The sequence below is a fragment of the Mesorhizobium sp. genome (genome assembly GCF_965229135.1).
Lineage (GTDB): Bacteria > Pseudomonadota > Alphaproteobacteria > Rhizobiales > Rhizobiaceae > Mesorhizobium.
Genome location: NZ_OZ245860.1, coordinates 3,205,558 through 3,217,860 on the forward strand (window position 1 = coordinate 3,205,558; position 12,303 = coordinate 3,217,860).

At 63.9% G+C, this 12,303-nt stretch carries 9 protein-coding genes; 4 read left to right on the forward strand and 5 right to left on the reverse strand.

Annotated elements, in window-relative coordinates; translation table 11 throughout:
* Nucleotides 1-140: 140 nt before the first annotated feature.
* From ACO07C_RS15150 to ACO07C_RS15160, 3 genes are all read right to left on the reverse strand, one after another.
* Entirely contained in the window at nt 141-863 is a 723-nt protein-coding gene (locus ACO07C_RS15150) for an MBL fold metallo-hydrolase (RefSeq protein WP_421914969.1), read from the reverse strand.
* The gene (locus ACO07C_RS15155; protein WP_421914970.1) at nt 863-2,029 is read right to left on the reverse strand and encodes a diphosphate--fructose-6-phosphate 1-phosphotransferase; all 1,167 of its coding nucleotides are present in this window, start codon (nt 2,027-2,029) and stop codon (nt 863-865) included. Before ACO07C_RS15155 ends, ACO07C_RS15150 begins: the two co-directional genes overlap by 1 nt.
* Nucleotides 2,030-2,194: 165 nt before the next feature.
* Entirely contained in the window at nt 2,195-2,968 is a 774-nt protein-coding gene (locus ACO07C_RS15160) for a L,D-transpeptidase (protein WP_421914971.1), read from the reverse strand.
* Nucleotides 2,969-3,424: 456 nt separating this feature from the next.
* On the opposite strand from ACO07C_RS15160, the gene ACO07C_RS15165 reads away from it, so the two are divergent.
* On the forward strand, nt 3,425-4,048 hold the full coding sequence (locus ACO07C_RS15165) for a LysE family translocator (RefSeq protein WP_421914972.1): 624 nt from the start codon (nt 3,425-3,427) through the stop codon (nt 4,046-4,048).
* Between the two features lie 266 nt (nt 4,049-4,314).
* Here ACO07C_RS15165 and ACO07C_RS15170 read toward each other — a convergent pair whose 3' ends face one another.
* Nucleotides 4,315-7,158 carry an autotransporter outer membrane beta-barrel domain-containing protein gene (locus tag ACO07C_RS15170; RefSeq protein WP_421914973.1) on the reverse strand — a complete coding sequence of 948 codons (2,844 nt, stop codon included), beginning with the start codon at nt 7,156-7,158 and terminating at the stop codon, nt 4,315-4,317.
* Between the two features lie 226 nt (nt 7,159-7,384).
* On the opposite strand from ACO07C_RS15170, the gene ACO07C_RS15175 reads away from it, so the two are divergent.
* Nucleotides 7,385-8,710 (forward strand): tetratricopeptide repeat protein, encoded by a 1,326-nt coding sequence (locus tag ACO07C_RS15175; RefSeq protein WP_421914974.1) that lies wholly within the window; start codon nt 7,385-7,387, stop codon nt 8,708-8,710.
* Nucleotides 8,711-8,791: 81 nt separating this feature from the next.
* A complete protein-coding gene (xylB, locus tag ACO07C_RS15180) occupies nt 8,792-10,246 on the forward strand; it encodes a xylulokinase (protein WP_421914975.1) in 1,455 nt (484 codons plus the stop codon).
* A 257-nt stretch (nt 10,247-10,503) separates the two neighbouring features.
* Here the strand turns inward: xylB and ACO07C_RS15185 are convergent, their stop codons facing one another.
* Nucleotides 10,504-10,866, reverse strand: coding sequence for a nuclear transport factor 2 family protein (locus ACO07C_RS15185; protein ID WP_421914976.1), 363 nt, complete (start codon nt 10,864-10,866; stop codon nt 10,504-10,506).
* Nucleotides 10,867-10,977: 111 nt separating this feature from the next.
* Between ACO07C_RS15185 and xylA the strand changes: the two genes are divergently transcribed.
* The gene (gene xylA / locus ACO07C_RS15190; protein ID WP_421914977.1) at nt 10,978-12,303 is read left to right on the forward strand and encodes a xylose isomerase; all 1,326 of its coding nucleotides are present in this window, start codon (nt 10,978-10,980) and stop codon (nt 12,301-12,303) included.

The window sequence follows — 12,303 nt, forward strand, 5'->3', positions numbered from 1 at the left end:
CTCACCAGAACTACAGTCATTCCTCACATGGCATCAGATGAATTCGATAGATCCAATAATTATACCAGCTGGTCAGCAGTAACAACTTTGCGATCCGCCAAGCCAGTAAAACGCAATCGCTGATAGAGCGAACCGGGGGGCTAGGCGTCGACCCCGCCGTTCCTGCGCAGATAGCCGGTGGCAATCTCGCGCATTCGTCTGCCGTCGAAGCTTGGGCCGTGTCCGCCATGGCCGATGCGGACCGGCAGATCGAGCAGCCGGTGCATCGTGCGGCGATACGCGGCCCGGTCGGAATCCGGCAAGTCATCGATCAACCGATCATCGTAGATAGCGTCACCGCTGAAGAACAGGCCATCGGCCTCGTCGAACAGAGCGATCGAATCCGGGGAATGACCGGGCAGATGCAGCACGCGGAATTGCCGGTCGCCGAGATCGATCACATCGCCCTCGGCGAGGATGCGCGTCAGCGGCGCCGGCGGAATGACGTAGTCGGCTGCCTTCCAGCCCGGCGCCGGCAATTTCGAAACGGCACCTTCGAGATCATGGAACATGTAGGCGTAGGTCACGGCATCATCCATGCTGTCGAATTGCTGGGCGCTTTGCCGTGGGCCGGCGCGCAGCGGGAATTCATGCAGCGAGCCGACATGGTCGAGATGGATATGGGTGGCGACGACCAGCAGCGGCTTGCCCGCCGGCGTCTCGATCTCCGGTGCGAGCGGACGAATGCCCATGCCGGTGTCGACAAGCAGGTCGATGTCGCGGCCGCGCAGATGCCAGATGTTGGCGCGCATGTAGTCATGCACGAAAGGCTCGGTCAGCATCGTCGTCTTGTCGTCGACGATGCTCTTGCTGAACCAGCCCATCAGACGAACGGCTTCCCGACCTTGTATTTTTCAGGCACCAGCCGCTTGAAGTAGGCCATGCCTGTATCGGACAGCTGATGGACGTCCGGCTTCATGAAATCATCGGGCATATGACGTGTTTTGCCGGCTACATTCTCCAGCGGGACTTTCTTCAGCACCGTTTTCGTGCCGTCGTACTGCAGCGCCACCGAGCCGCCGCCCTGTTCGGCGACGGCGACTGCAAAGGCGCCGGCGTCGAAGGCTTCCCGCGCGTCCACGGCGCTGATGGCGCCGACATTGCCGCGCGGCATGTAGCCGAGCGCGTCGACGCGCGCGCGCTTGCCCGGCAGGCCCTCGGCCAAGGCGCGTTCGAGTGCCGCCGGGAGGTCGCTGCCCGACAGTTTCAGATTGCCGTGCTGGTCGCGCTCCAGTTTCTCCGGCGGTACAAGGCTCTCCACAAGTGCCTTGCCGTCGGCGGTGCTGACGCCCTCCGAGACGGCGACGATGCAACGCTTGTGACGGTCCATCGTGGCGCGGACATCGTCGATGAAGCCGACGGGGGAGAACGGACGCTCCGGCACGTAGATCAAATGCGGGCCGCTGTCGCGGTCGAGCTGCCACGCGGCGGAAGCCGCCGTCAGGAAGCCGGCGTGGCGGCCCATGACGATGCCGACATAGATGCCCGGCAAGGCACGGAAATCGAGGTCGACGGACAGGAAGGCGCCGGCGACGAATTCGGCCGCCGACATGAAGCCCGGCGTATGGTCATTTTCCTCGAGATCGTTGTCGATGGTCTTGGGCGCATGGACGAAGGCGATCTTGCCGCCAGCCGCATCGGTCAGGATCTGCTGCGTGCCCGACGTGTCGTTTCCGCCAATGTAGATGAAGGCATCGGCGCCGACCTTCTTCAAGCCATCGAGGATGACCTCGCAATAGGCGGCATCCGGCTTGTCTCGCGTCGAGCCGAGTGCTGCGCTCGGTGTCCCGGCGATCAAACGCAGGCGATCCTCGGGGACGGCCGACAGGTCGACATAGTTGCCGTCCCGAATGCCGCGCACGCCGTGCAGGGATCCCAGCACCTTGGCACCGGGATGCCGCTTGCGCACTTCCAGTGCCGCCCCCACCACGGTCTGGTTGATGACGGCGGTCGGGCCGCCGCCTTGCGCGATGACAAAAGTTCCGGACATTGTTCAGGCCTCCCGGGCGGTGCGTTTCCCGGCACATTCGCCTGTCTTGGGCCATCGCGCAACGGGAGAAACGAGAGCATGATCGCGAAAACCCGGAACCGGTTTTCGGGAAGAAATCCATGCTCTGACGAAAAGACAAGACGGCCGCGCGCGGCGGCCGGCGGGTCACATGACGACGACCGGGTTCTTCTTGGAGACGCGGCTGTAGAGGTCGATGATGTCCTGGTTGATCAGGCGTACGCAGCCCGACGACATGGCCTGGCCGATGCTCCACCATTCGGGCGAGCCGTGGATGCGATAGCCGGTGTCCTTGCCGTTCTGGTAGATGTAGAGCGCACGCGCGCCGAGCGGATTTGTCAGGCCGCCGGGCTGTCCACCCTGCCACTTCACCAGTTCCGGCTTGCGGGCGATCATCTCGGGCGGCGGCGTCCAGGTCGGCCATTCCCGGCCGTACTGGATGTTGGCGCGGCCGGACCAGCGGAAGCCATCCTTGCCGATGCCGACGCCGTAGCGGATCGCGTCGCCGCCCGGCTGCACCAGATAGAGCATACGCTCCTGCAGATGGACGACGATTGTGCCGGGCTGTTCGCCGGTCGGGTCGACGACGATCTGGCGGCGGAACTCCGGCTTGACCTTGAGATACGGCACTTCCGGCACGTTAAAGCCGCCGTCGGTCAAGCCCGCATACATGAGGTCGGGGCTGGTGACGTGCTTGTCGACGCTGATGCTCGGGCGCATGGGCCGCACGGAACCGGTGACGGTGTCGTCGAGCTGCAGCGCCGACAGACCACCGCCTCCGCCCGAAGTCGAGCAGCCGGCGACGCCGAGCAGGGCGAATGCACCGGCCCCGGACAGGACCGCGCGGCGGGAAAGACGATTTTCGGTTTCGATTGCGTCGCCGTTTCGCGGCGGCGTCAGACCTTGCGGCAACTCACGCATATACCAAACCCTACGCTATCGGCGGGAAGCACGGTCCGGCCGGATATCGGGCATTTTCAACAATCATGGTTGATAAAGGGTGAAAGCCCCGCGTTTCCTGCATTCGCGCGGATGGGGATGGGCCGCGGCTGCGCGATCCGCCCGTCCGAACGACCCATCCCGCACAAAATGACCTTCGTCAGGCCATAATCCCGGCGCGGGCAGGCCCTACCCCTCGGCCCGCGATCGAGGGGAAATCATGTGCAAGACGTTAATGACAGACATCAAGCTTTTTGCGGCTGCAATCATCGCCGCCGCCGTGGTTCTCGGTGCCAATGTCAGCCTGGCCGATATGGTGGGCGCGATCAGCAGCGTGAATTGACGCCGACCTCGCCTTGGCGGAATTAGTACTTTCGCCTCTTTACATTCTCCCGGGCCCGAGGATTTATCCTTTTCTTTAACCCTAGGGAGACAGACATGTCCTTCGAAAACTGGGCCGCTTTCGCCGCCGCGTCGACGATCCTTCTCGTCATTCCAGGCCCGACCATCCTGCTGGTGGTATCCTATGCGCTGGGCCAGGGCTGGCGCACCGCACTGCCGATGGCTGTTGGCGTGGCGCTTGGCGACTTCACCGCCATGACCCTATCGATGCTGGGGATCGGCGCCCTGCTGGCCGCGTCGGCCACCGTATTCACGGTCCTGAAGCTGATAGGCGCGGGCTATCTGATCTATCTCGGCATAAAACTGTTCCGTGCCGGCGGCACACTCAAGGCCGAACCGCGCACCGACGCTGTATCCTCCGCTAAGATGATGGCGCATGCCTGGCTGGTGACCGCGCTCAATCCCAAGAGCATCACCTTCTTCGTCGCCTTCCTGCCGCAGTTCCTCGACCGGCACGCCAATTTCTGGACGCAGATGGCGATCTTCGAGACGACCTTCCTGGCGCTCGCCTTCGCCAATGCCTTCGGCTACGCGCTTGTCGCGGCGCGCGCCCGCAATGTGGTGCGCAACCCCAAGGCGATCCGCATCTTCAACCGCACCGGCGGATCGCTGCTGGTCGGCGCCGGCATCGCCACGGTGGCGATGCGCTCGGGGAATTGAGCACGGGTTTGAAACGTGGGCGCCGCCCCCCACCTGCCTACCGGCATCCTCTCCCCGTATAGTGACGGGGAGAGTGGCGCTGTCATCTATGATTTCGCCAGTCACCGACGTTACAGAAATCGCGCCGAGATTACGGCCAACCACTTCTCCCCGTCACTATACGGGGAGAAGTGCCCGGCAGGGCGATGAGGGGCGGCACTCACGTTGGCGGTCAATACGAAAACGGTCAGTGTAAACCGGCATGCTCCCGGTATCAAAACCTCGCCTCACCATTTGACGCTGAAGCCAAGATTGCCTTCGAGGATGCGTCGGCTGTCGCCGCCGAGATTGGTGGTGTAGCCGCCGGTGGCAAAGATACTGACCTGGTCGGAGACCTTGGCGATCACGCCGCCGCCAAACTCGAACGAGGTTGACCTGCCCTCGGTCGCGATATCGGTCGTGTCGAAGGTGACGCGGTCCGTGCCGCCGAAATCGTGCCAGATATTGGCCTTGAGGTAAGGCTGCAGGGCGACGCCATTCATGGCCGCCTCGCCTTGAACCCTTAGCCCCAGCCTGCCCGTCACGCTGTCGTCGAGATTGAAGGAAACCGACGAGAAACGATCATTGGTATCGTTGAGCGACACATGCTGCCAGACCAGTTGCGCCTGCGGTTCGAGCGTCCAGCCCTGTCCCAACGCAAGCGGATGGCCGCCTTCCAGCGATGCCGTGATGCCCGTCCCGCTGACATCGATGCCGATGTCGCGCGACGAGCTTGCGGTGCCGCTGAAGAATGTACCCATCAACACACCGTCCAGGTACCAGCCGGTCGGGCCGATGCGGGTCCAGTAGCCGCCGACGCTGGTGCCGCTGAGGTCCATGCTTCCCACCGACAGGTTGTTCCATCCCAGGGCCTGGCCGCGCACGTCCCCATTGATGCTGCCATAGGCGACGAACAGGCCGGCCCGGTCGACCACACCCGACGCGGTCTCCCTGCCGAATGCGTCGAAACCTGTCTGGAAGCCGAACAGCGTGCCGTCAAAGGACGGCGAGACCGTGCCTGACGAGCTCATCTTGGCGTCCTGCCCGAAAACGCGGCCCCAGACCGGTGACAGTTCGGTATTAGACAACAGGCCCTGCTCGCCACGCCGTTCGTGGAAGGTGCCGAGCGTCGTCATCGCAAGATGCTCGGCCACCGGCGGCGCCGCCGAATAGGCGGGCACCTCGACCCGGTAGAGCGGGATTTCGGCTGCCACCACGGCGGTCGCGCCGGGTGTCGGCGGCGCCGGCTGGACGGGTGGCGGGCCGGGCAGCGTGGGGACCGGAAGATCAGGGCCAGCCGTCGGCGGCGTCGGCGGGGGCGGTGGCGGATCGGCCGGTGGTGCGGGCGGAGGCGGTGGCGGCCCTTGCGGAACCGGGTCGCCGGCTTGTACCGGCGGCGTTGGGTCGACCGGCGGATTGTTGATGTCGCCGTCGGTCGGAAGTGGCGTCGTCGGCAATGTCGATGCTGGTGGCGGTGGCGCCGTTTCCGGCGGCACGGGCGGCAAAGGCGCTGTCGGCTCGAGCGGCGGCGGCGCCGGAGCCGGCGGGGCCGGCGTCGTCAGCGTCGAGCGCAGATACCAGTTCTCGCCACTGCCGGCGCTGACACCGCCCTTGAAAAGGTAATATTCAAAAGCGCCGGCGGCGACCGGTGCATCGAGCGCGAATGTCGTGGCGCCGGATGTGGCGCCGTTGATGGCCTGGACGACCATGATGCCGTCCTGCGTTGTCGACGCGCCGGCGCCGCCGATATTGACGACGGAGATGCCGGTCGAGCCGGATGCTGTCCCGCCCGACAGCACCAGCCTGTCCGAAGCCGAGGAATCATCGCCGAGTACGGTCTGGACGAGAAGCAGGCCGCCCATCCCGACATAGTTGCCGGATATCGTCAGCCGGTCCGTGGCGCCGGTGCCGCCATTGGTCAGATCGATTCGTCCGGCATTGGTGACCGTCGCCAGTTGGCCAGATGTAAAGGCTTGGATCGACGCATTGAAGCCGCCACCATAAAGCGTGCTCGAGGCATCGACCTTGAGCGCGCCTGTGCCCGTGCCGCTGTCGCCGAGCACCAGATTGCCGTCCAGCGTCAGTTCGGTGTCATTGGTGGCGTTGATGCTTTCCCAGTTCTGGACCCGGCTGATCCCGTCCAGCTTGACATTGTCAAAGGTCAGCGTGTCGGTGCCGAGACCGCCGGTTATCGCAGTTGTCGCCCCCAGATTGGCGTTGGTCAGGTTGCTCAGCCTGGCTATGTCATTGTCGGGGCCGAGATCGACAGTGCCGTAGATGATGCCGCCACCATTCCAGACGAATGTGTCGGCGCCGAAACTCATCAGCACATCGCCGCCGACCGCTCCACCGGTTACCGTGACGCTGTCGTTGCCGCCGCTGACGCTGATATTGCCGCCGATCGTGCCGCCAGAGAGGATAATGGTGTCGTCGTCGAAGCCGGTGACGAGATTGCGGTCGATCGTGCCGCCCGACATGTTGAAGTAATTCTTGTCGAGCTTCATGTTGACCCGGCCGATGCGACCGCCGGTCATCACCGCATAGTCGCCATCGTCAAAGAAATCGACGATGCGGCCGCCCGACATGAAGAAGGTATCTAGCGCATCGCCCTGGTTGAGCGAGCCGATCTGGCCGCCAGTCATCCTGAAATCGTCGATGCCGGCACCCTGCTGGACATTGCCGGCGACAGTGCCTGCCCCGATGACAAAGAAGTCGTTGCCACCGCCTTGGTCAACGGCGCCGGTAACGGTGCCCGACTGCATGTCGATGCGGTCGGAGCCGCTTCCGAAAGTCACGTTGCCGCTGAGCGTTCCGCTGCCACCGGCCGGGAAGGTCAGTGTATTGTCACCGCTCGTATCGGTGAGGCCGCCGCCCGAACTGCCGCTGTCGCAAGTGAAGGTGTCGTTGCCGGGGGTCGGGGTCAGCACGCAAGCGGCTAGAGCGACGGAATTGGGCAGCAAAACCAGCGTCGTGGAGGCAAGGAGGCTGATCACCCAAGGTTTAAATCCCCGTTTCTGTCGTCGCCTCAAGATTACTATATTAGAAACTCCTCCCAAACCGCCGTTTGGAGGCCGATTTTTCGATTGCCGCATCGCGCTCCTCGCAGTCGCGATTACCAGCTCCCCACCCTCTGACGCAATGAAGCCATAATTCAACAGGTTTTACAAAGCCTAATCCGCGTCTCATGGTTGATGAACTGCAAAATAGGTCGGATGTACCCGACAAATGGCTGGGCAACGTCCGTGTTGGCGCGGTGGTCGCCAATGTTCTACGATCCTCTTCGGACTGGAATTTTTTGCAGTGATCCAAGGGTATGGAATGGCGATCAAAGACCCGTCAGGCCTGATTTTTTCGGGAGCTAAGGAGGCCGGGCTCTCGTTCTACGGCAGGGCTGCGCATGAACTGCGGTGTTTCATCGGCGACCCCGTCGGCTCCGTCGACCGTGCCATCGCCGATGCCCCAGGCTTCGTCATGGCGCATGTGCTGAAGGGGTATATGTTCGGGCTCGCCACGGAGCGCGAGGCGATGACCGTGACCGCGGCGTGCCACACAGCAGCGCTGCCCCTGGCCGCCACGACGCATGAGCAGGCCCATGTCGCCGCGCTCGGCCATCTCGCCGACGGGCGTTGGCACGATGCGTCGCGCATTCTGGAAGACATTTCCATCGCATACCCGCTTGATGCGCTGGCGCTGCAGGTGGGCCACCAGATCGACTTCTTCACCGGCAATGCCCGCATGCTGCGCGACCGCATCGGCCGTGCGCTGCCATCGTGGGACAGCGGAATGCCCGGCTACCACGCCATCCTCGGCATGCAGGCCTTCGGGCTGGAGGAAATGGGCGACTATGGGCGGGCGGAGAAATTCGGCCGCACGGCGATCGAGATCGAGCCCCGCGACGGCTGGGCGCAGCACGCCGTGGCCCATGTCATGGAGATGCAAAGCCGGCAAAGGGATGGCATCGCCTGGATGCGCGCCAATCCGGACGCCTGGACGAAGGAGAGCTTCCTCCAGGTACACAATTGGTGGCACCTGGCGCTTTTCCACTACGACCTTGGCGAGATCGACGAGGTGCTGGCCCTCTATGACGGCCCTATCTACGGCAAGCGCTCTACTCTGGCGCTCAACATGGTCGATGCCTCGGCAATCCTGTGGCGGCTCCATCTCGGCGGCATCGATGTCGGCGACCGCTGGGCCGCGCTTGCCGCCAATTGGGCGCCCAAGGCTGGCGCCGGCAACTACGCCTTCAACGACGCGCACGCGATGATGGCGTTTGTCGGCGCCGGCCACGAGGCGCTGGCCCGAACGCTTCTCCAAGCGCAGCGCGAAGCCATGCATGGCGACGGCGACAATGCCGCGTTCACCAGGGATGTCGGCCATCCCCTGACGCTGGCCATCAAGGCATTTGGAAACGGCGACTACCAGGAGACAGTGCGGCGGATCCGACCGATACGCGCAATCGCCCACCGCTTCGGCGGCAGCCATGCGCAACGCGACGTCATCGACCTGACGCTGATAGAGGCGGCGTTGCGGTCGGGCGACGCGGCCCTGGCAACAGCGCTCGCCGCGGAACGCGCGTTGGCGCGGCCGGACAGCCCGCTATCGGCTTTGTTTTCGAGACGCTCTGCCAATTTGTCTGAGAATTGACCTGCGAGGGATCTTGTCTTAAAAACTGGCCAAGCCAGATTTTTTCGAGATCCGAAAAAATTGGGCGATGGGAGGAAAAACATGTATCTCGGCCTCGATCTGGGCACGTCCGGCGTCAAGGCGCTGCTGATCGATGCCAGCCAGACTGTCATCGGTTCCGGCCACGGTTCGCTGGACGTTTCGCGGCCGCATCCCGGCTGGTCGGAACAGAATCCCGACCACTGGATCCGCGCCTGCGAAGAGGCGATCGCCGAACTCAGCGCATCCCATGCCAGGGAACTCGCGGCGGTCAAGGGCATTGGCCTGTCCGGCCAGATGCATGGCGCGACGCTGCTCGATGCCGGCGACAAGGTGCTGCGCCCGTGCATCCTTTGGAACGACACGCGCAGCCACGCCGAGGCCGCCGCGCTCGACGCCGACCCGCGTTTTCGCCAACTCACCGGCAACATCGTCTTTCCCGGCTTCACCGCGCCGAAACTGGCCTGGGTGAAGAACAACGAGCCCGCCATTTTCGCCAAGTTGGCCAAGGTGCTGCTGCCGAAGGATTTCCTGCGGCTGTGGCTGTCCGGCGAACATATTTCGGAAATGTCGGATTCGGCGGGCACGTCCTGGCTTGACGTCGGCAAGCGGCGCTGGTCCGCCGATCTGCTTGCCGCGACATCGCTCGATGAAGAGCACATGCCGTCACTTGTCGAAGGCACCGACAAGGCGGGCGCGCTGCGCGCCGAACTGGCTTCGAAATGGGGCATGCAGGCAGGCATTCCGATCGCCGGCGGCGCCGGCGACAATGCCGCCTCGGCCTGCGGCATGGGCACTGTGGGCGCCGGCCATGCCTTTGTGTCGCTGGGGACATCCGGCGTGCTGTTTGCCGCCAACGCCTCCTACCTGCCCAACCCGGCAAGCGCTGTTCACACCTTCTGCCACGCACTGCCCCATACCTGGCACCAGATGGGCGTCATCCTGTCGGCCACCGATTCGCTCAACTGGCTCTCGGAGATCACGGGCAAGGGCGCGGGCGAACTCACCGCCGAACTCGGCGACACGCTGAATGCGCCCACCGGCGTCTCCTTCCTGCCCTATCTGTCTGGCGAACGTACGCCCTACAACGACTCGGCCATTCGCGGCTCGTTCACCGGGCTTGGGCATGAATCCGGCCGCGCGGTGCTGACACAGGCCGTGCTCGAGGGCGTGGCCTTCGCCTTCCGCGACAGTCTCGAAGCCCTGGCCAAGGCCGGGACCACTTTGACGCGGGTGACGGCGATCGGCGGCGGCTCGCGCTCGCGCTACTGGCTGAAGGCGATCGCCACCGCCCTGCAGATACCCGTCGACATTCCCGCCGATGGCGATTTCGGCGCCGCCTTCGGCGCGGCCAGGCTTGGCCTGATCGCGGCGACGGGTGCGGATCCGCTCGGCGTCTGCACCGCGCCGGCGACGGACGCGACGATCGACCCGGATGCCTCCCTGGGCGGCGCCTATGCGGGTGCCTATCACCGCTACCGGGCGCTGTATCCGGCAATCAAGGGCGCCACGGCGTGAGCCGGAGCTTACCCCATTACTCTTTTCCAGGCGCAGGCGCTGCCCCTCACCTGCCTGCCGGCATCCTCTCCCCGTATAGGGACGGGGAGAGGGGTGCTCGCATCGGCGACTTCGCCAATCGCCATCCCTGCAAGAAGGGCGCTGCCGTTGCGGCCGGCCCCCTTCTCCCCGTCACCATACGGGGAGAAGGGCCCGGCAGGGCGATGAGGGGCGGCGCCGACCTTGGCGATTGTTGGTCTCAACCGCACCTTGTATCCTCACTGCGCCGGCACCTTGTCGAGGAACCCCGTGACGCTCTTCAGGCGGCCGTTTTCGATGACGCCGATATCCGTGCCTTCGATGATGGCGTCAGTGCCTTCCGGCCCGAGATTCCACGAGAAGCGAATCTTGTCGGCAAAACCATCCGGCGTGCCCTTCAGCGAGAACCGGAAGCCGGCAAATTGCTGCTGCACCCCGTCGATGAGCGCCGCGATGCCGTCATGGCCATCGCCCTGCATGAGCGGATCGCGGTAGCTGACGTCCTCGGTGAAAACAGCCTTGAGCAAGGAAGCCCGGCGGTCCGCATCGCTTTCATTCCAGGCGGTGATGTAGCCTTCGGCGATTTTTTTGAGGTCGGTCATGGTCTGTCTCCTTCAGTTGAGTGGTTTTGACATGACCTTTTTCAGCCAGCGGAAGAACGAAACCAATTACGCCCGAGGTAATCAGGCGGACTATTCGAGAGGACAGAAATCATGAGCAGCGGATTTTTCGGCGACATCCAGAAGATCAAGTATGAGGGGCCGGATTCGACCAATCCGCTGGCCTATCGTTTCTACAATCCCGATGAGGTGGTGGCGGGCAAGCGGCTGGAGGATCACCTGCGCTTTGCCGTCGCCTACTGGCACTCCTTCGCCTGGCCGGGCGGCGATCCCTTCGGCGGCCAGACTTTCGACCGGCCGTGGTTCCCCAAGGCCGGCGGCATCGACACGATGGAGTTGGCAAAGCTCAAGGCCGATGTCGCCTTCGAGATGTTCTCCCTGCTCGGCGCGCCCTATTTCTGCTTCCACGACGCCGATGTGCGGCCCGAAGGCAAGGATTTCTCTGAGAGTGCCGCCCGGCTCGACGAGATCGCCGACTATTTTTCGGCCAAGATGAAGCAGACCGGCGTCAAGCTGCTGTGGGGGACGGCCAACCTGTTCTCCAATCGCCGCTTCATGTCGGGTGCCGCCACCAATCCCGATCCCGATGTTTTCGCCTATGCGGCGGCGACGGTGAAACACTGCATCGACGTGACCAAACGGCTGAAAGGCGAGAACTACGTTCTGTGGGGCGGGCGCGAGGGCTATGAGACGCTGCTCAACACCGACCTTGCCCGCGAGCAAGAGCAGGCCGGCCGCTTCCTCAACCTCGTGGTCGACTACAAGCACAAGATCGGCTTCAAGGGTACGATCCTGATCGAGCCCAAGCCGCAGGAGCCGACCAAGCACCAGTACGACTATGATGTCGCGACCGTCTACGGCTTCCTCAAGCGGTTTGGCCTGGAGAAGGAAGTCAAGGTCAACATCGAGCAGGGCCACGCGATCCTGGCCGGCCATTCCTTCGAGCACGAACTGGCCCTGGCCAATGCGCTGGGCATCTTTGGTTCCATCGACATGAACCGTAACGACTACCAGTCGGGCTGGGACACCGACCAGTTCCCCAACAATGTGCCGGAGATGGCGCTGGCCTACTACCAAGTCCTGCAGGCCGGCGGCTTCAAGACCGGCGGCACCAATTTCGACGCCAAGCTGCGCCGCCAGTCGCTCGACCCGCAGGATCTGCTGATCGGCCATATCGGCGGCATGGATTGCTGCGCGCGTGGCCTGAAGGCCGCCGCCCGCATGGTCGAGGACAAGGCGCTGTCGGCGCCGCTGGCCGAGCGCTACGCCGGCTGGAACACGGCCGAGGGCAAGGCGATGCTGTCGGGCAAGCGTACGCTGGAGGAGATCGCCGAGCGCGTCGTGAAGAAGAAGATCGAGCCGGAGCCCAGATCCGGCCGCCAGGAACTGCTCGAGAACATCGTCAACAGATACGTCTGA

What these genes read in the sequence shown, in the direction of transcription:
- ACO07C_RS15150 (WP_421914969.1), bottom strand. Translation starts at nt 863, where the DNA reads ATGGGCTGGTTCAGCAAGAGCATCGTCGACGACAAGACGACGATGCTG.
- ACO07C_RS15165 (WP_421914972.1), top strand. Translation starts at nt 3,425, where the DNA reads ATGTCCTTCGAAAACTGGGCCGCTTTCGCCGCCGCGTCGACGATCCTT.
- ACO07C_RS15155 (WP_421914970.1), bottom strand. Translation starts at nt 2,029, where the DNA reads ATGTCCGGAACTTTTGTCATCGCGCAAGGCGGCGGCCCGACCGCCGTC.
- ACO07C_RS15185 (WP_421914976.1), bottom strand. Translation starts at nt 10,866, where the DNA reads ATGACCGACCTCAAAAAAATCGCCGAAGGCTACATCACCGCCTGGAAT.
- ACO07C_RS15175 (WP_421914974.1), top strand. Translation starts at nt 7,385, where the DNA reads ATGGCGATCAAAGACCCGTCAGGCCTGATTTTTTCGGGAGCTAAGGAG.
- ACO07C_RS15170 (WP_421914973.1), bottom strand. Translation starts at nt 7,158, where the DNA reads ATGCGGCAATCGAAAAATCGGCCTCCAAACGGCGGTTTGGGAGGAGTT.
- xylA (WP_421914977.1), top strand. Translation starts at nt 10,978, where the DNA reads ATGAGCAGCGGATTTTTCGGCGACATCCAGAAGATCAAGTATGAGGGG.
- ACO07C_RS15160 (WP_421914971.1), bottom strand. Translation starts at nt 2,968, where the DNA reads ATGCGTGAGTTGCCGCAAGGTCTGACGCCGCCGCGAAACGGCGACGCA.
- xylB (WP_421914975.1), top strand. Translation starts at nt 8,792, where the DNA reads ATGTATCTCGGCCTCGATCTGGGCACGTCCGGCGTCAAGGCGCTGCTG.